16 protein-coding genes and 1 pseudogene are annotated in these 18,279 nt (G+C 70.8%); 9 read left to right on the top strand and 8 right to left on the bottom strand.

Features of this window, described 5'->3' with window-relative positions; all coding sequences use genetic code 11:
* Nucleotides 1–49: 49 nt before the first annotated feature.
* The 5 genes and pseudogenes from G8A07_RS01960 (at nt 50) to G8A07_RS01940 (ending at nt 5,319) form a co-directional block, all read left to right on the top strand.
* The gene (locus G8A07_RS01960; protein ID WP_195795462.1) at nt 50–1,015 is read left to right on the top strand and encodes an N-acetylmuramic acid 6-phosphate etherase; all 966 of its coding nucleotides are present in this window, start codon (nt 50–52) and stop codon (nt 1,013–1,015) included.
* Between the two features lie 11 nt (nt 1,016–1,026).
* A pseudogene (locus G8A07_RS01955) lies at nt 1,027–1,287 on the top strand (transposase); the annotation flags it as partial.
* A gap of 38 nt (nt 1,288–1,325) precedes the next feature.
* Nucleotides 1,326–2,612: an MFS transporter gene (locus G8A07_RS01950; protein WP_195795460.1), complete on the top strand. Its 1,287-nt coding sequence runs from the start codon at nt 1,326–1,328 to the stop codon at nt 2,610–2,612.
* Entirely contained in the window at nt 2,609–3,748 is a 1,140-nt protein-coding gene (locus tag G8A07_RS01945) for an acyltransferase family protein (RefSeq protein WP_195795459.1), read from the top strand. The genes G8A07_RS01950 and G8A07_RS01945 overlap by 4 nt, the downstream gene beginning before the upstream one ends.
* A gap of 23 nt (nt 3,749–3,771) precedes the next feature.
* A complete protein-coding gene (locus G8A07_RS01940) occupies nt 3,772–5,319 on the top strand; it encodes a glycoside hydrolase family 10 protein (RefSeq protein WP_195795458.1) in 1,548 nt (515 codons plus the stop codon).
* On the opposite strand, the gene G8A07_RS01935 is transcribed toward G8A07_RS01940, so the two are convergent.
* The 3 genes from G8A07_RS01935 to G8A07_RS01925 form a co-directional block, all read right to left on the bottom strand.
* Nucleotides 5,309–6,013: a PEP-CTERM sorting domain-containing protein gene (locus G8A07_RS01935; protein WP_195795457.1), complete on the bottom strand. Its 705-nt coding sequence runs from the start codon at nt 6,011–6,013 to the stop codon at nt 5,309–5,311. The genes G8A07_RS01940 and G8A07_RS01935 overlap by 11 nt on opposite strands.
* A 75-nt stretch (nt 6,014–6,088) precedes the next feature.
* Complete coding sequence (locus tag G8A07_RS01930; RefSeq protein WP_195795456.1) at nt 6,089–7,279, bottom strand: serine hydrolase; 1,191 nt, start codon at nt 7,277–7,279, stop codon at nt 6,089–6,091.
* A 22-nt stretch (nt 7,280–7,301) separates the two neighbouring features.
* Complete coding sequence (locus G8A07_RS01925; protein WP_195795455.1) at nt 7,302–7,949, bottom strand: cysteine hydrolase family protein; 648 nt, start codon at nt 7,947–7,949, stop codon at nt 7,302–7,304.
* A gap of 97 nt (nt 7,950–8,046) precedes the next feature.
* Here G8A07_RS01925 and G8A07_RS01920 point away from each other — a divergent pair, with 97 nt between their 5' ends.
* Complete coding sequence (locus tag G8A07_RS01920; RefSeq protein ID WP_195795454.1) at nt 8,047–9,027, top strand: GlxA family transcriptional regulator; 981 nt, start codon at nt 8,047–8,049, stop codon at nt 9,025–9,027.
* Here the strand turns inward: G8A07_RS01920 and G8A07_RS01915 are convergent, their stop codons facing one another.
* The 5 genes from G8A07_RS01915 to ada form a co-directional block, all read right to left on the bottom strand.
* On the bottom strand, nt 9,028–9,408 hold the full coding sequence (locus G8A07_RS01915) for a hypothetical protein (protein WP_195795453.1): 381 nt from the start codon (nt 9,406–9,408) through the stop codon (nt 9,028–9,030).
* A 181-nt stretch (nt 9,409–9,589) separates the two neighbouring features.
* The gene (locus tag G8A07_RS01910; protein WP_195795452.1) at nt 9,590–10,387 is read right to left on the bottom strand and encodes an ABC transporter substrate-binding protein; all 798 of its coding nucleotides are present in this window, start codon (nt 10,385–10,387) and stop codon (nt 9,590–9,592) included.
* Between the two features lie 36 nt (nt 10,388–10,423).
* Nucleotides 10,424–11,071 (bottom strand): DNA oxidative demethylase AlkB, encoded by a 648-nt coding sequence (gene alkB, locus G8A07_RS01905; RefSeq protein ID WP_195795451.1) that lies wholly within the window; start codon nt 11,069–11,071, stop codon nt 10,424–10,426.
* The gene (locus tag G8A07_RS01900) at nt 11,068–11,760 is read right to left on the bottom strand and encodes a 2OG-Fe(II) oxygenase (RefSeq protein ID WP_195795450.1); all 693 of its coding nucleotides are present in this window, start codon (nt 11,758–11,760) and stop codon (nt 11,068–11,070) included. The genes alkB and G8A07_RS01900 overlap by 4 nt, the downstream gene beginning before the upstream one ends.
* A complete protein-coding gene (ada, locus tag G8A07_RS01895; RefSeq protein ID WP_195795449.1) occupies nt 11,757–12,833 on the bottom strand; it encodes a bifunctional DNA-binding transcriptional regulator/O6-methylguanine-DNA methyltransferase Ada in 1,077 nt (358 codons plus the stop codon). The genes G8A07_RS01900 and ada overlap by 4 nt, the downstream gene beginning before the upstream one ends.
* Nucleotides 12,834–13,009: 176 nt before the next feature.
* On the opposite strand from ada, the gene G8A07_RS01890 reads away from it, so the two are divergent.
* The 3 genes from G8A07_RS01890 to G8A07_RS01880 all read left to right on the top strand — a co-directional run bounded on the left by G8A07_RS01890 (nt 13,010) and on the right by G8A07_RS01880 (nt 18,181).
* Nucleotides 13,010–13,942, top strand: coding sequence for an N-acetylglucosamine kinase (locus tag G8A07_RS01890; protein ID WP_195795448.1), 933 nt, complete (start codon nt 13,010–13,012; stop codon nt 13,940–13,942).
* A gap of 8 nt (nt 13,943–13,950) precedes the next feature.
* Nucleotides 13,951–14,820 carry an N-acetylmuramoyl-L-alanine amidase gene (locus G8A07_RS01885; RefSeq protein WP_305798635.1) on the top strand — a complete coding sequence of 290 codons (870 nt, stop codon included), beginning with the start codon at nt 13,951–13,953 and terminating at the stop codon, nt 14,818–14,820.
* A 307-nt stretch (nt 14,821–15,127) separates the two neighbouring features.
* Entirely contained in the window at nt 15,128–18,181 is a 3,054-nt protein-coding gene (locus G8A07_RS01880) for a TonB-dependent receptor (RefSeq protein WP_249937189.1), read from the top strand.
* The last annotated feature ends 98 nt before the right edge of the window (nt 18,182–18,279 follow it).

The following is an 18,279-nucleotide window of genomic DNA, read 5'->3' as shown; positions in this document are numbered from 1 at the left end:
CCGCGCTTCCTTACAGCGCCGCTGAATCCGGTAGCGATTACCTGGTGTTATGGGCGCAAAGCCTGCTTTCATTGGTCAGACCATTTGTAGACCATTAGAGTCCCAGCAAACCCGACAACGGCCCCACCTCCCCATGCTCAAGACCGAGACGCCCAGCAGCACCCACGCGGACCTGGATCTTTACGAACTGCCCCAGCTGATCAGCGCCTTCGTCGAGGACCAGCTGGACGCCGTCCGGGCGGTGCGCGCGGCCGGGCCGCAGCTGGCGGCGGCGGTGGCGGCGGCGCTGCCGCGCATCCAGGCCGGCGGGCGCCTGGTCTATGCCGGCGCCGGCACCTCGGGACGCCTGGGCGTGCTGGACAGCGTCGAGCTCTATCCGACCTTCTCCTGGCCGCAGGAGCGCGCGGTGGCCCTGATCGCCGGCGGCCAGGGCGCGATGTTCGTCGCGGTGGAAGGCGCCGAGGACGACCAGGACCAGGGCGAGCGCGACCTGCAAGGTGTGGGCATCGGCCCCAACGATGTGCTGCTGGCCCTGGCCGCCTCGGGCGGCACGCCCTATGTGCTGGGCGCGCTGAAGGCGGCGCGCGCGGCCGGCGCGCTAACCATCGGCTTCGCCAACAACGCCAGCGCGCCGGTGACGGCCGCGGCCGAGATCGGCATCACGCTGGACACCGGCCCCGAGGTGATCTCCGGGTCGACCCGGCTGAAGGCCGGCAGCGCACAGAAGATGGCGCTGAACACCTTCTCCAGCAGCCTGATGGTCAAGCTCAACAAGGTCTACGGCAATCTGATGGTGGACCTGAAGGCGACCAACGCGAAGCTGGTGCGCCGCGCGGTGGCGCTGACGATGCGCGCCGCCGAGGTGGACGAGGCCGCCGCACGCGCGGTGCTGGAGCGCTGCGACTTCCATGTCAAGGTGGCGGTGGTGGCGCTGCGCAAGAAGGTCTCGGTGGAGGCCGCGCGCCAGCTGCTGGAGCTGGCGCAGGGCAGCGTGCGCCAGGCCCTGCGGGACTGAGAGCCACGCCCATGAACCTGCGCTGGGCGCCCAAGCGCGAATACACGCTGGACTTCAAGCGCGCGGCGCTGGCACTGGCGGCGGGCCAGGGCGTCTATGCCACCGCCCGCGAGCTGGGCCTGGCCGAGCAGACCCTGCGCAACTGGGCCAAGGCACAGCAGCGCGAGGGCGGGCTGGAAAATGCGGCCGGCCATGCGGCGACGGCCGAGCAGATGGAGTTGTCCCGCTTGCGGGCCGAGAATGCGCGCCTGAGGATGCGGCTGCAGCTGCTGCTACCACCCCAGCCGACCGAACCCAGCCGACCGAGCGCATGACGACGACGACCACGCCCACCACCAGCCCCCGCAATCCCTGGACCTGGATCCCCAGCCTCTACTTCGGCCAAGGCATTCCCTATGTCGTCGTGATGACCCTCTCGGTCGTCATGTACAAGAACCTCGAGGTCTCCAACACCGACATCGCGCTCTACACCAGCTGGCTCTACCTGCCCTGGGTGATCAAGCCGCTGTGGTCGCCGCTGGTGGAGATGTTCAGCACCAAGCGCGCCTGGATCGTCGCGCTGCAGTTCCTGGTCGGCGTGGCGCTGGCGATGGTGGCGCTGACCATTCCCGCGCCCAAGTTCTTCCAGCTGACCCTGGCAGTGTTCTGGCTGATGGCCTTCGCCTCGGCCTCGCACGACATCGCGGCCGACGGCTTCTACATGCTGGCGCTCAAGCAGCATGAGCAGGCCGCCTTCGTCGGCGTGCGCTCCACCTTCTACCGCCTGGCCAATATCGGCGGCCAGGGCGGCCTGGTCTACCTGGCCGGCGAGCTGCAGGAGCGCACCGGCAGCATGACCCTGGCCTGGAGCGTGGTGTTCTGGGTGCTGGCCGGGCTGTTCGCCGCGATGGCCGTCTATCACTTCTTCATGCTGCCGCGCCCGGCCAGCGACAGCGCGCGCCAGGTGCAGGGCAATCCGGTGCGGGAGTTCTTCGGCGTGTTCGTCGAGTTCTTCAAAAAGCCCGGCATCCTGGTCGTGCTCGGCTTCCTGCTGCTCTACCGCTTCCCCGAGGCGCAGCTGCTGAAGCTGGCCTCGCCCTTCCTGCTCGACAAGCCGGAGGTCGGAGGCCTGGGCCTGACGACCAAGGAGGTCGGCATCGCTTATGGCACCGTCGGCCTGACCGCGCTGACCCTGGGCGGCCTGGCCGGCGGCTGGGTGATCTCCCGGATCGGCCTGAAGCGCGCGCTGTGGCCGCTGATCTTGGCGATGCATGTGCCGAACGTCGTGTTCCTGGCGCTGGCGCTGTGGCACCCGCATAACCTGTGGATCGTCAGCAGCGCGCTGGCGGTCGAGCAGTTCGGCTACGGCCTGGGCTTCACCGCCTACCTGATGTACATGATCCTGGTCGCCGACGGTCCGCACAAGACCGCGCATTACGCGATCTGCACCGGCTTCATGGCCCTGGGCATGATGGTGCCGGGCATGTGGAGCGGCTGGCTGCAGGACCATGTCGGCTACCCGATGTTCTTCGCCTGGGTGCTGGTCTCGACCGTGCCCTCGTTCGCGATGGCCGCGCTGATCAAGGTGCCGGCCGACTTCGGAAAAAAGGACGCATGAGCGCCTCCCATCGCCTGCTCTCGCTGGACGCCTTCCGCGGCTTCACGATCGCCGCGATGCTGCTGGTCAACAACCCGGGCGACTGGGGCCATCTCTACGCCCCGCTGGGCCATGCCGCCTGGGACGGCTGGACCTTCACCGACTGGATCTTCCCCTTCTTCGTCTTCATCAGCGGCATCTCGATGACGATCAGCCTGGGCCGCCGTGCGGCGCTGGGCGACGACAAGGTCTCGCTGCTGGCCCAGACCGCGCGCCGCGCCGCCACCATCATCGCGATCGGCCTGCTGCTGAACCTGATTCCGGCCTTCAACCTGGCCGAGCTGCGCATCCCCGGCGTACTGCAGCGCCTGGGCCTGTGCACCCTGCTGGCCGCGCCGATCGCGCTGTGGTGGGGCTGGCGCGGCCAGCTGGCCTGGGCTCTCGGCCTGCTGGCGCTCTACAGCTTGATCCAGCTGGGCGTGCCGGTGCCGGATGCCCATGGCGTCTGGCATACCGGCTCGCTGCGCCCCGGCGAGGATGTCGGCGCCTGGCTGGACCGCGCGCTGATGGACGGCCATCTCTGGCGCCAGAGCCGCACCTGGGACCCAGAGGGCCTGCTCAGCACCCTGCCGGCCGTGGCCAGCCAGGTCTTCGGCCTGCTGGCCGGCCATTGGCTGGCGAGCAAGCGCAACCCGGTCGAGAAGGCGATGTGGTTCATGGTGGCAGGTCTTGCCTGCTTGTGGCTGGGCGAGGTGCTGGGCGCCTGGCTGATGCCGATCAACAAGAGCCTGTGGACCCCGTCCTATGCGGTCGCAATGGCCGGCTGGGCCTGCCTGGTGTTCGGCAGCTGCTACTGGCTGCTGGATGCGATGCCCCTGCCGCTGCTGCGCGAGCGGGTGGCGCGCTGGGCCCATCCGCTGGTGGTGTTCGGCATGAACGCGCTTTTCTTGTTCGCCTTCTCCGGCCTGGTGGCCAAGCTGCTGGGTTTCATCAAACCCGATGGGGAACGTTCGCTGAAGGCGCTGCTCTATGCGCCGATCCGCGAGCTGCCCATCGCTCCCGTCAACGCCTCGCTGCTGTATGCGCTGGGCTTCGTCGCCGCGATGTATGCGGTGGCCTGGTTCATGTACCGCAAGCGCTGGTTCGTCAAGGTCTGACTTTTCTTCTTCCTCCTTCGCCCATGCAACGCCGTTCCGTCCTGACCCTGGCCGCCTCGGCCGCCGCCCTCGCCGCCTGCAGCAGCCGCGCGCCGCTGCTGCCCCGCCCGCTGGGCCGCAGCGCGCCCGAACTGGCCGAGGCCGCGCCGCCCGCGCCGCGCGAGTTCCGCGCCGCCTGGGTCGCCACCGTCGCCAATATCGACTGGCCCAGCAAGCCAGGCCTGAGCGCCGCGCAGCAGCAGGCCGAGATGCGCGCGATCCTGGACCGGGCGGTTTCGTTGAAGCTCAATGCGGTGGTGTTCCAGATCCGCACCAGCACCGATGCGCTCTACGACTCGCGCCTGGAGCCCTGGAGCGAGTACCTGAGCGGGCGCCAGGGCCAGTCGCCCGGCTACGACCCGCTGGCGCTGTGGATCACCGAGGCGCACCAGCGCGGCCTGGAGCTGCATGCCTGGTTCAACCCCTTCCGTGCGCGCCAGAACAGCGCCAAGTCCCCGGCCGCGGCCAACCATCTGAGCCAGACCCATCCCGACTGGGTCAAGAGCTATGGCGACCAGCAATGGCTGGACCCGGGCGAGCCCGGCGCGGCCGAGCACACGCTGGCGGTGTTCCGCGACGTGCTGCAGCGCTACGACGTCGACGGCATCCATATCGACGACTACTTCTACCCCTACCCGATCCCGCAGCCGGGCAGCGACCCCACGGCCAAGCTGGAGCTGGACTTCCCGGACGAGCCGTCCTGGCAGCGCTACCTGCAGGGTGGCGGCAAGCTGGGCCGCCATGACTGGCGGCGCCAGAACGTCGACGAGATGATCCGCCGCCTGCATCAGCTGATCCTCGCGACCAAGCCCTGGGTGCGCTTCGGCATCAGCCCCTTCGGCCTGCCCAAGCCCGCGCTGCGGCCCGAGGGCATCACCGGCTTCAGCCAGTACGACAAGCTCTATGCCGATGTCGAGCGCTGGCTGCACGAGGGCTGGCTGGACTATCTGGTGCCGCAGCTCTACTGGCCGCGCGCGCAGAAGGCCCAAGCCTTCGCGCCGCTGCTGGACTACTGGCAGGCGCAGAACAAGCAGGGCCGCCATGTCTGGGCCGGCCTCTTCACCAGCCGCGTCACGCCGGCCGACAAGGCCGAGAGCTGGCCGATCGAGGAGATCGGCGCGCAGATCGAGATCACGCGCCAGGCCTACCCCGGCAGCGGCCATGTGCACTTCAGCATGGTCGCGCTGATGCAGAACCGCCGCGGCCTGGCCGATGCGCTGCAGCGCGGCCTCTACCAGCAGGAGGCCCTGGTGCCCGCGACGCCCTGGCTGGAGGCCGGCGGCCCGGCCGCGCCGCAGGCCGAGCTGCAGGAGGCCGATGCGGGCCGCCTGCGGCTGCGCCTGGCGGCCGGCCCCGGCAAGCCGGTGCTGCGCTATGCGCTGTGGCAGCGCCGCGGTCAGGTCTGGAGCTTCTCGACCACGCAGCAGCCGGAGCTGCTGCTGGAGCGCCAGGGGCTCGACGGCCTGGTGGTCTCGGCGCTGGACCGCGTGGGCAACGAGGGCCCGCGCGTCGGCCTGCAGCTCAGCGAGTGACGGTGGGGTCCGCCGCGGTGCAACGGCCACGCCGCGCCGCGACGCCCAGCGCGCCCAGGCCCAGCCCCATCATCAGCCAACTGCCCGGCTCGGGCACCGCGGTCGCGATCAGCGCGATCGGCGTGATCGAGATGTAGCGGCGCGTGCCGTCGAACTGGATCAGCGGGCTCTGCAGCAGGGTGCTGATCTGGGCCGAGCTCAGGAAGCTGTTGTTGCTGCCGATGGTCGGGTTCATCAGGTTGTTGGTGCTCGACAGATGGCCGAGGTTCAGGTTGTGCGCCAGCTCATGCGCGGCCAGCACGCCGCCGAAGCTGGGATTCGCCGCCCAGTCGGAATCCAGCGCCAGCACATTGCCCGGCGTGTCGGCGCAGCCGATGATGTTCGAGCCGGTGCCACCGCACCAGCTGATGCTGTCGGTGAAGAACATGCTGACCGTCTTGGCGTTCGGCACGGCCAGGGCCGTCATCTGATTCCACTCGGCCAGGCTGTCGATGCCCACCAGGGTCGGGCGCACATAGCTCAGCGGCGCATTGAAGCGGATGTCGATCGTGTTGGCGCCGAAGCCGGCCTGGCTGAAGATGCTGTCCATCTTCGCCTCGTTGGTGGTGATGAAGCCGGCCATCGCGCCGCTGGCGGCCAGCGAGCCGGCCAGCAGAGCGGCCACACCGCGCAGCAGGCTCTTGATCTGGTTCATGACAATCCCCTTATGTGAGTCGCGGGCAAGTTTCGCCCAGCGCCATGACGGCTTCGGGGCCTGCCGGCCGACAAACTAGGGGGAGCTCGAGCCCCGATCCAGGCCCGCGGCGCGCGCCGCCAGGGTGCCCAGCCTCTCGTACAGCGGCAGCAGATTGCTCGGCTGACCGGGGTGCACGCGGTTTGACAACAAGATGTAAAAGCTGCGACTGCCTGGATCGATCCAGAGGACGCAGCCGGTGAAGCCGGTGTGGCCGAAGCTGGTCTTCGGATAGAGGCCGCCGCGCGGGCGCGAATAGGGCGTGTCGATGTCCCAGCCCATGCCGCGCCGCTCGGCCAGCGCCGGCGGCGACTGCACCGTGCTCATCAGGGCCATGCTCTGCGCGGACAGCAGCCGGCGCCCGTCCTCGGCCACGCCGCCGTTCAGCAGCATGCGCGCGAAGCGGGCCAGGTCGGCCGCGCTGGTGAACAGGCCCGCATGCCCGGCCACGCCGCCCATCGCGCGCGCGGTCGGGTCGTGCACCTCGCCGCGCAAGACCTGACCCTGCGCGATCTCCTGCGTCGGCGCGATGCGCGCGGCCGGCAGGTGCTGCAGCGGCAGGTAGCCGCTGTCGCGCATGCCCAGCGGCTCGAACAGGCGCTCGCGCGCCAGCCGCTGCAGCGGCAGCCCGGAGACCCGCTCCAGCACCGCGCCGAGCAAGATGAAGTTGATGTCCGAGTAGCGGAACTGGCTGCCCGGCGCGGCCGTCAGGGTCTGGGCGCAGGCCAGGCGCAGCGCCGCCTCGGGGCCGCTCCAGGGCGGATTGCGGGACAGCCCGGCCGGCAGGCCCGAGGCATGGGTCAGCAGCAGGCGCAGGCTGATCGCCTCGTAGCCGGCGCCGCGGCATTCGGGCAGGTAGCGCTGCAGCGGCGCGTCCAGCTCCAGCCGGCCTTCCTCGCGCAGCAGCTGCACGAGCGGCGCGGTCACCACCGCCTTGGTCAGCGAGGCGGCGTCGAACACGGTGGCCTCGTCCAGCGGCTCCGGCGCGGGCCGCAGCGCGCGCTGGCCGTAGGCGCGGTGGTAGCGGGCGCCGCGCGCCGCGCTCTCGATCCACAGCACGCCGCCGGGCAGTTGGCCGGCTTCGATGGCCTCGCGCATGGCCGCGTCGGCCTCGGCCAGCGGTTCCCGCGGCAGCGTGGAACAGGCGGCCAGCGCGAGGCTGGCGGCCAGCAGCCATGCCGTGCCCGGGCGGCCGGATCGACGGGGGGCGTGGACGTCGTCATGCATCGCCGCATTCTGCGGCCCGGATTCAGCGTGCTGATGCGCCCTGCGAACGGCGTGCGCGCTGGCTGGACGCGACGATGTTGTCGCCCGCCACTGCGCGGCCCTCGCGCAGCGCGGCGATCCAGTCCGCCGTGTCCAGCACCGCCGCGAAGCCGGTGTTCAGCACCACCGTGTAGACGCGGTGCACCTCCTCGGCGCTGGCCCGGCCGGCCGCGTTCTCGTAGGACGGCGAGCCGCTGGCATCGGCCAGGAACTCCACCTGCAGGCCCAGGTGCGAGGCCTGCACCGCGGTCGAGGCATTGCAATGCTGGGTCATGTAGCCGCAGACGGTCAGCGTGTCGATGTGTTGCGCCCGCAGCCAGTCCTGCAGATCGGTGCCGACGAAGCTGCTGGGACGGGTCTTGCGGATCAGGTGCTGGTGCGGGCGGCTCGCCACCACCTCGTGCAGCTGCCAGCCGCGCGAGCCGGTCGCGAACACCGGCGAATCCGCGGGCGCGTCATGCTGCACCACGATCACCGGCACGCCGGCGGCCTGGGCCGCGTCCATCGCCGCGGCGATGCGCTGCAGCGATTGCGCGAAGGGCGGGTATTCGATCGGCAGGCCGCCGCCGGCGTCGTACTCGTTCTGCACATCGATCACGATCAGCGCGCGGCGCGGGGTGGCTTGGCTCATGGGGCGCTCCTTCAGGGTTGCGATGGTCTCATTCTTCCGAGGGGCGGCCCGCCGCGACAGTGGCCCGATTCACCGCTTTCGTTAGGATCGGGCCAAGATGAGCAAGAAGAAGACCGATTCCGAAACCGCCCCGCTGCGCATCGCCGTGCTCGCCTTCGAGGGCATCAGCGCCTTCCACCTGGCCGTGCCCTGCCTGGTGTTCGGCGAGGACCGCAGCGCGCTGGGCCTGCCGCGCTTCGAGCTGACCGTCTGCGGCCTGCAGACCGGCACCCTGCATTGCTCCAGCGGCTTCGGCATCACGCCGCAGGCCGGCCTGGCCGCGCTGCAGCGGGCCGACATCGTGATCGTGCCGGCCTGGCCCGACCATCTGCCGCCAGCGCCGCCCGCGCTGCTGCAGGCGCTGCGCCGCGTCCGCGCGCGCGGCGCGCAGCTGGTCGCGCTGTGCCTGGGCGCCTTCGTGCTGGCCGAGGCCGGCCTGCTGGATGGCCGGCGCGCCACCACCCACTGGATGGCCGCGGCCGAGTTCGCCGCCCGCCATCCCGCGGTGCAATTGGAGGCCGATGCGCTGTATGTGGAGGACGAGGGGCTGCTGACCTCGGCCGGCACCGCCGCCGCGCTGGACTGCTGCCTGCACCTGCTGCGCCAGCGCTGCGGCGCCGAGCTGGCGAACCGGCTGGCGCGCCGCCTGGTGGTGGCGCCGCACCGCAGCGGCGGCCAGGCCCAGTTCGTCGAGCAACCGTTGCCGGTCAGCGCCGGCGAGCAGCGCCTGCAGCAGCTGCTGGAATGGATGGGCCGGCATCTGGACCAGCGCCTGAGCCTGGACCAGCTGGCGGCGCGCGCGCTGATGAGCCGGCGCAGCTTCACCCGCCAGTTCCGCCAGGCCACCGGCACCACGGTGCAGCATTGGCTGCTGGAGCAGCGCCTGGCGCGCGCCCGGCGCCTGCTGGAAACCAGCGACCGCCCGGTCGAGCGCATCGCCGCGCAGGCCGGCTTCGGCTCGGCCCTGTCGCTGCGCCAGCATTTTCAGGCCCGACTCGGCCTGGCGCCCAGCGCCTACCGGCGCCAGTACCGCGCCTGATCAGGCAAAGGTGTCGACCAGGCCGCCGATCGTGCCGCCGCGCTCGGTGTGCTGCCACATCAGCGGCCCCAGCTCGACCCGCACCCGCAGGCCATCGCCCTCGTACAAGGTGTACTGGCCGCGCGAGTAGGCGGGCGTGTGCACCGCCTTGACCGACTCGGCCAGCTGGCCCAGCGGCTTCAGGCCGTAGTAGACGTCGTGCTGCGCCTCGTCGATGAAGTCCTGCAGCGGCGAGGAGGTGAAGCTGGTCGTGTCCAGCCGCACCGGCGGCGTGGCGCCGGCGGCGAATTCCTCCTGCACCACCCGGCGGCGTTCGCGCAGCGGGTCGGTGCCAAAGGACGATGTCTGGACGGGGTAACGGTAGATCTCGGACGCGCGCACGGCCCGGCCGGCGCGACCGGCAGCGGCTGCCGGCGCGACGACCCTCCCTCAAGGCTGGTGTTCTTGTGTGGTCAGGGCGACCGCATCGGGCCGCCGCTTAAGTTCCGCCAGCAACTGCCGACAAGGGGCGCGAGTCTAGAAGCAGCGCGGACCCCGTTTGCGCGACATGCGCACGGCGGCATCAACGCGCGGCCGGCAGGCCATGCTGGCGTCGCAGCGCCTCCAGGCGGCCGGCGGCGATCAGGCCGTCCGCGGCGCGCAGCAGCGCCTGGACCAGGGGCGGCTCCATGCCGCGGCTGCAGGCCAGCCACAGTGGCAGGCTCAGCTCCGGGATCGGCAGCACGGCCTCGAACTCCTCGGGGTTCAAGCCCTGCTCGCGCGCCCGGTAGGCCAGGCTGATCTCCGGATGGGCGAACAGGTCGATGCGCTGCAGCTGCGCCTTGCGCAGGTTCAGCGCGTTCTGGCGCACCACCTCGATGCGGCTGTTGTCGCTGCCCTGGGCGATGCCCTGGCGGCGCAGCCAGGCCTCGAAGTTGCTCTGGTCCTGCACGCCGAAGCGCAGGTTGCGCCCCTTCAGCTCGGCCAGGCTGCGCGGCGCCGGCGTCGTCGCGCTGCGATGCCGATAAAGCCAGAGCCGGTACGGCGCCACCTCGCGCAGCCACTGCAGCTGCTCCTCGCGCTCCGGCGTGCGGGCCACGCTGAGCAGCAGCACATGGGGTTCCGCCTGGGCCTGGGCCAGCGCGCGCTTGAGCGGCACGAACTGCAGGGGCCGCGCGCCCAGCGCCGGCTGCTCGCGCGCCGCCAGCGCCAGCAGCTCCTGCACGAAGGCATGGACATAGCCGCTGGGCAGGCCCTCCGGCGTCTCGTACTGCAGCGGCGGGAAGGCCTCGGCCAGCACCGCGAGCGTGGTCGCCGGCTGCGCCCCGAGCGGCCGCAGGGCCGGGGTCGACAACAGGGCCAGCAGGAGCGGTCGCCGCATCACGACAAGCATGCGGCCCATCCTAAGCCAAATCGGCTAGCCGGCCTTGCGGAATGTGAGGTTCAGGCGCAGCGCCCCGAGGCGCTCATGCGCGCCCGCCGCCAGCGGCGCCACGCCGTGATAACGCAGCCGCGCCGGCCCGCCCCAGACCAGCACATCGCCGTGGCGCAGCGCCAGGCGCAGGCAGGCATCGGCGCGCCGCAGCCCGCCGAACAGGAAGATCGCCGGCAGGCCCAGCGAGACCGAGACGATGGGCTGGCCATAGTCCAGCTCGTCCTTGTCCTGGTGCAGCGACAGCCGCGTGCCCGGCTCGTAGCGGTTGAGCAGACAGGCATCGGGCCGGAAGTCCGCAAAGCCGCAGGCCGCCGCGGCGCGGCCGGCCAGCCCGCGCAGCCGCGGGTCCATCGCCGGCCAGGGGTGGCCGCTGTCGGGGTCCAGCGCGCCATAGCGGTAGCCATGCTCGTCGCTGATCCAGCCCAGCTCGCCGCAATTGCTCATCGCCACCGCCATGCGCCGCCCGCCCGGCGTCAGCCAGCGCCGCGGCGGCGCGGCCGCATAGACGGCCTCCGCGGCGGTCAGCAGGCCCTCGGCCTCGTCCAGCGCATAGCCGGGCAGCAGGAAGGCGCCCGGGGCCAGGTCTTGCCGGGCACCGGCCTCGGGGGCGAACAGCTCGCTCTGGCTCATGCCGCATCGTGGAAGATGATGCCGAGGGTATGGCGCCGGCCGGCGCGCAGGCGGCTGACGCCATGGCGCATCGCCACCCGGTAGATGCCGCGCGTTCCCGTCACCGGGCGCTGGTTGACCGCGAACAGCACCGCGTCGCCGCGCCGCAGCGGCACCACCTCGGGCCGCGACTGCATGCGCGGGCGCTGCTCGGTCAGCACGAACTCGCCGCCCTCGAAATCCTCGCCCGGCTGCGACAGCAGCACCGCGATCTGCAGCGGGAACACCTGCTCGCCGTAGAGGTCCTGATGCAGGCAGTTGTAGTCGCCCTCGCGGTAGCGCAGCAGCAGCGGCGTCGGGCGCCGCTGGCCGGCCGCATGGCATTGCGCGATGAAGTCCTCATGCTCGGCCGGGAAGCGCCCCGGCAGACCCAGGGCCTGCTGCCAGCGGTTCGCGATCGGCACCAGCGGCGGGTACAGCGCCGAGCGCAGCGCCGCAATCGGCACGGGCAGCGGATAGGCGAAGTACTGATACTCGCCCTGGCCATAGCCATGGCGCTGCATGATCACCTTGCTGCGAAACAGCGCCGGCCGCTCGTACAACGCCGCCAGCTCCGCGCAGTCGGCCGCGTCCAGAAAACCGGGCAGCAGCGCGCAGCCGCGCTGGTCCAGCTCCGCCTCGGCCCGCGTCCAATCCACCACCGGCTTCATCCGCGCTCCCGGTCCAACAAGGCCTGCTTGCGATCGACACCCCAGCGGTAGCCCGACAGGCTGCCGTCCTGGCGCAGCACGCGATGGCAGGGGATGGCCACCGCCAGCCGGTTCGCCGCGCAGGCGCCGGCGACCGCGCGCACCGCGGCCGGCGCGCCGATGCGCTCGGCGATCTCGGCATAGCTGGCGGTGCGGCCCGGCGGGATCTCGCGCAGGGCCTGCCAGACGCGCTGCTGGAAGGCCGTGCCGCGCACGTCCAGCGGCAGGTCCAGGCCCAGGCCCGGCGCCTCGACGAAGCCGACCACCCGCGCCACCAGGCGCTCGAACTCGGCGTCGCCGCCGATCAGCCGCGCCTTCGGGAACTGGTCCTGCAGCTCGCGCAGCAGGGCCTCCGGGTCTTCGCCCAGGCTGATCGCGCACAGGCCCCGGCCGCTCTGCGCCACCAGGATCGCGCCCAGCGCGCATTGCCCGATCGCGAAGCGGATCTCGGCCTGGGCGCCGCCGTCGCGGTAGCGCCGCGGCGCCATGCCCAGCAGGCCCTCGGCCCGGGCATAGAAGCGGCTGCTGGCATTGAAGCCGGCCTCGTAGGCCGCCGCGGTGACGCTGTCGGCGGCCGGCAGCTGGGCGCGCAGGCGCCGCGCCCGGTGCGCCTCGGCATAGGCCCGCGGCGTCAGGCCGGTCTGGGCCTTGAACAGGCGGTGCAGATGATGCGGGCTCAGGCCCGCGCGCTCGGCCAGGATCGCCAGCGCCGGCGGCGTCTCGCTGGCCTCGATGAAGCGGCACAGCTCGGCCACCAGCGCGGCCTGGCGCTGCGCGCGCGGCGGCTGGTCGGGCCGGCAGCGCCGGCAGGGGCGAAAGCCCGCCGCCTCGGCCGCAGCCGCGCTGGCATGGAAGGCCACATTCTCCGGCCGCGCCGCGCGGGCGCCGCAGGAGGGCTTGCAGTAGACGCCGGTGCTGCGCACCGAGTAGAAAAACTGGCCGTCGGCGCTGGCGTCGCGCGCGCGCACCGCCGCCCAGCGCGGGTCGGCGGCGGTGGCGAGGGCGCGGGTTTCGGTCTTGCTTGTCATGTTCATGGCATCGCTCCGTTGCATGATGAACGAAATCTAGGCCCCGAGCCCGGGCGGGGCATCCCGCTGCTTGCTTTTGAATTCCCCCCCCGCCCGCGCCACCGGTCATTGACACAGGTTATGCCCGGCGCCGGCATTGACATTGGCCGGCATCGCGCGCTGCCCCTAAGCTGAGCCGTCCCATGTCAGTCTCCCCTTCTCTCGCCCCGCCGCTGGGCCTCGGCCTGGATGCCGGCGGCACCCAGACCCGCTGGGCCCTCGCCGATGCCGCCGGCCGCACGGTGGCGCAGGGCCATGTGGCCGGGCTCAGCGGCCTGCAGCTGGCCGGTACCCAGGGCCGCGTCGCGCTGGCCCAGACCGCGCACCAGCTCGCCTTCGCGGTGCTGCCGCATGGCCGGCCCGCCGGCCTGTATGCCGGCGTCACCGGCGTCGGCGAGGCCAACGGCCCGGCCGCGCTGCAGCTCAAGGACATCCTGTCGCAGGCCCTGGGCCTGCAGCCGGCGCGCATGTTCGTCGGCAGCGACATGGACATCGCCTACCGCAGCGCCTTCGCGCCGGGCGAGGGCTACCTGCTCTATGCCGGCACCGGCGCGATCGCCGCCTTCATCGACGCCGAGGGCCGCATGCAGCGCGCCGGCGGGCGCGGCGCGCTGCTGGGCGACGAGGGCAGCGGCTTCTGGATCGCGCGCGAGGCGCTGGCCCTGGTGTGGCGCCGCGAGGACGAGGCGCCCGGCGCCTGGCGCGAGTCCGCGCTGGCGCGGCGCCTGTTCGAGGCCCTGGGCGGCGCCGACTGGGCCCAGACCCGCACCTTCGTCTATGCCGGCGAGCGCGGCGCGATGGGCCGGCTGGCGCTGGCGGTGGCCGCCGCAGCCGAGGCGGATGCCGACCCGGACGCCCGCGCCCTGCTGCAGCGCGCCGGCGCCGAACTGGCGCGACTGGCGCTGGCGCTGCTGAAGCGGTATGGTGCGCGTCCGGTGGTGGCCGCCGGCCGCGCGCTGCAGCTGCATCCGCTGATCCCGCAGGGGCTGCGCGCCGCCCTGCCCACCGGCACCGCGCTGACCGTCACCCATCTGGAACCCCATCTCACCGCCGCGCAGCTGGCGGCCCGCTTGTAACGACGACGATGATGATCATCAACAAGAAACTGCTGACCCCCCTGGCGCTCGCGGCCCTGCTGAGCGCCTGCGCCACCGGCCCCGACGCGCCGCTGCGCATCGACACCAGCTACACCTCGGCCAACCAGGACAGCCGCGCGCTGTTCCTGGTGCTGCACTACACGGTGCTGGACTACGAGAAGTCGCTGAAGGTGCTGACCAGCGGCGGCATGGTCTCCAGCCATTACCTGGTGCGCGACGAGCCGCCCACCGTTTATCGCCTGGTCGACGAGAACCGCCGCGCCTGGCATGCCGGCGCCAGCTTCTGGGCCGGCCACACCAACCTGAACTCCAGCTCGATCGGCATCGAGATCGTCAACCCCGGCTACACCGACACGCCGCAGGGCCGGGTCTACGCGCCCTTCTCGCAGAAGCAGATCGACGAGGTGATCAAGCTCAGCAAGGACATCGTCGCGCGCCACAACATCAAGCCCGAGCGCATCATCGGCCACGCCGACATCGCGCCGGGCCGCAAGCAGGACCCGGGTCCCGCCTTCCCCTGGAAGCAGTTCGCCGATGCCGGCCTGATCGGCTGGCCCGACGCGGCCCAGGTGGCCGCGAAGATCCCGGCCTTCACCCTGCAGCCGCCCGATATCGCCTGGGCCCAGGAGCGCCTGGCCCGCATCGGCTACAACGTGCCACGCCATGGCCAGCCGGACCAGCTGACGCAGGAAACCATCGTCACCTTCCAGATGAAGTACCGCCCCGCGCGCTACGACGGCCAGCTCGACGCCGAGACCGCGGCGCTGCTGGACGTGGCGACCACGCCGGGCGGCATGGTGATGTCGGGCAAGGCGGCGAACGGCAGCGCGCCGCAGCCCTACACCTCACGCTTCTGATTCGGGCCATCGGCACAAACACCTAAGCCGCGCGCACGGGCTGCGCGGCGGCCGGGAACCCCGATGGCATCGATGTTCCCGGCCATCCATAACCGCGCCACATGCAACACCGACAACAAGGAATTGTCGGCTTGCGGCGGGGCTACCCATCATGCATACGCCAGCAACATCGCGCGTGTAGGCAACTGCGAGCGCGCGACCCGGTCCAGGGCTGTTTGCTGGTCTCCGTCGGTCCTTGTCGGCCGGCGTCGAACAACATCCATGCATGCAGAGGGTCCCGGCAGGGACCTCGGGAGCCCCACCGATCATGATGACGACTAAGCCCAAGCCCACCCCCATCGCCCAGGCCGTCGCGCTGGGCCTGCTGCTGGCCGGCACCGCGCTGGCGCAGGCGCAGCAGGCGGCGACCGCCCCCGCCAACGAGACCCCGGAGCAGCGCCAGACGCGCGAGGCGAAGGAAGCGGAGGCCCGCAAGAACCAGCAGCTGGAGACCGTCACGGTCACCGGCATCCGCGCCTCGGTCGAGCAGGCGATCAACATCAAGCGCATGGCGTCCAGCAATGTGGACGTGATCACCGCGGTGGACGTGGGCAAGATGCCCGACAAGAACCTGGCGGACTCGCTGCAGCGCATCGTCGGCGTCGCGGTGCGCACCGACTACGACGAGGCCGAGAAGGTGGCGATGCGCGGCACCAATGCCGACATGAGCCTGATCCTGTTCAACGGCCACGCGGTCAGCAGCGGCGACTGGTATGTGGCCGACCAGCTGTCCAGCACGCGCAGCACCTCGCTGAGCCTGATGCCCTCCTCGGTGCTGAACGCCGCGACGGTCTACAAGACCTCGCAGGCCAATATCGTCGACGGCGGCCTGGCCGGCACGATCGACGTCACGACGCGCAAGCCGCTGGACGAGAAGGCCCGCTTCGGCGGCGTGCTGAGCGCCGGCGCGGTCTATGCCGACCTGCCCGGCAAGACCAGCCCGCAGCTCAATGCCAGCTTCAACTGGAAGAACGAGGCCAACAACTTCGGCGTGATCGGCCAGGTCTTCAAGGAAAAGCGCCACATCCGCCGCGACACCGCCTCGCGCTTCGCCTACGGCACCAGCAGCGGCTGGGGCGAGATCAATACCGCGACGATGAAGGGCATCACCGACGCATCGCTGGCCGGCACCGGCTACAAGGCCGCCGACCTGAACGGCGTGCGCCTGCCGGGCTCGATGTCCAGCGAGTTCGTCGAGGGCGTACGCGACCGCAGCGGCGGCATGCTGTCGCTGCAGGCCCGGCCCACCAAGGACCTGGACCTGGGCGTCACCGGCTTCTACTCGTCGATGAAGGCCAACAACTTCGGCCGCCTGAACTCGGGCGCGATGTACAGCATGCTGCTGGGCAAGGCCGGCTCCACCGGTGGCACCGCCGCCGCCGATCCCAACACCAACTCGAACGGCCAGCAGGTGTTCGCGCAGATCCGCAACCCGGTAATCGTCGAGGAGACGACGATCTACGGCGACAAGCTGCGCGTGCTGAAGAGCGCCGACATCGTCTTCCCCGACGGCACCACGCCGCAGTACATCGGCAACTCCGAGGCCTTCTACCGCGATGGCGCCGTCGCCAGCAGCGGCTTCCTGGACTTCGACGCCAAGTGGCAGGTCAACAAGGACCTGGTGCTGAAGGGCCTGTTCAGCACCACCAAGGGCGTCGGCAAGACCGCGCTGGACCAGGGTCTGACCTATGCTCGCTACGGCACCGGCGTGTCCTATGCGCTGGGCAAGGTCGACGAGGCGCCCTTCGTGCAGTATCACGGCGCCGGCGCGAACCTGCCGGTGCTGAATGCCGACGGCAGCGGCTATGCCCTGGTCGGCCGCACCGCGTCCAGCACCAAGACGGTGGACAGCGAGCAGAGCCTGGCGATCGACGGCGAGTACACGCAGGACAGCGGCGTGTTCACCTCGCTGGCCTTCGGCGCCCGCCATGCCGAGCACAAGCGCGACCTGCGCCGCTGGGCCCCGACCTTCCGCTACGCCGCGCTGACCGGCCCCGATCCGTCGCTGGCGGTCGGCTACCCCGGCGACTTCGGCAAGGAACTGGGCGGCGGCAATGGCTGGGACCGCTCCGGCTTCTACTTCCCGAAGGACGTGCTGACCGGGTTCATGGCCTCACAGTTCAAGGCCACCACGCCCGAGTTCGAGCGCCGCGTCGCCTCCGAGATCGAGATGCGCGAGAAGCAGAGCGCGCTCTATGTGATGCAGAACCTGGAAGGCGCGAACAACCGCTGGTCCGGCAATGTCGGCCTGCGCCTGGTGCGCACCACGGTGGACGCGCAGATCGTCACGCCACTGCCGGCCGGCACCTGCGCGAAGATCGAACCCGGCAAGCCGGCCACGCCCTGTGCGGCCTTCCCGGGCGCGATCAACACTGCCGGCGACGGCAACACCTATTACGACGGCTCCCCCTTCGATCCCACGAAGGGCACGGTCTACTACAAGGTGCCCAGCCACAAGCAGTTCGACCATCTGCTGCCCAGCATGAACCTGCGTTACGAGCTGACCGACCGCCTGATCGGCCGGCTGGGTCTGAGCCGCACGCTCGGCCGCCAGAACTACAACGTCTACGGCTCCGGCTTCACCAACCAGAGCTGCGGCCCCGCCGGCTGCACGGTCACCGGCCCGAACCCCAGCCTGGCGCCGCTGACCTCGAACAACGCCGATGTCTCGCTGGCCTGGTACTTCGCGAAGCGCTCGATCCTGGCGGTGAACCTGTTCAGCTCGCGCATCCATGGCTATCCGAAGACCGGCTCGGTGCGCCAGGACGCGACGGTGAACCTGGTCGACCCGGTGGACAACAAGGTCAAGACCTATTTCATCAACACCGCCTCGCAGCAGAAGGCGCGCATCCACGGCATCGAAGTCAGCTACGAGCAGCCGATCGGCGCCGGCTTCGGCTTCACCGCCAATGCCAGTCGCTCCGACACCAAGGTGGAGGACGGCCGGCCGATGGTGGGCGCCTCGAAGTACTCCGCCAACCTGGGCGGCTATTTCGAGAACGACGCCTTCAGCGTGCGCCTGGTCTATAACTACCGCAGCGAATACGTCTCCAGCTCGACCGCCCCCTCGCCCACCGCCAACAGCCAGGGCCAGGTGACGATCGGCGGCGTCACGATGCCGACCGCGCCGACCATGGCCGCGCCGGTGTCCAACGTCGCGCTGTCGATGAACTACAACATCACCGACGCGCTGCAGCTCTCGTTCAACGCCACCAACCTGCTGAACCCGGTGCGCGCGACCTACCGCTACAGCGAGGCCGAGCAGCAGAAGGTCGACGTCAGCGGCCGCCAGTACTACCTGGAGGCGCGCTACAAATTCTGAGCGCGCGGCCATCGATCGACATCGAACCCGGGGCTGGTCCGAAAGGGCCGGCCCTTTTCGTTTGTGCGCTGCACGATCACGAAGCCGATAACGCAAAG

It is taken from the genome of Roseateles sp. DAIF2 (genome assembly GCF_015624425.1).
Classification (GTDB): domain Bacteria; phylum Pseudomonadota; class Gammaproteobacteria; order Burkholderiales; family Burkholderiaceae_C; genus Kinneretia.
Note: the sequence above shows the minus strand (reverse complement) of the source record. Positions and strands in the feature narration are given on the sequence as shown.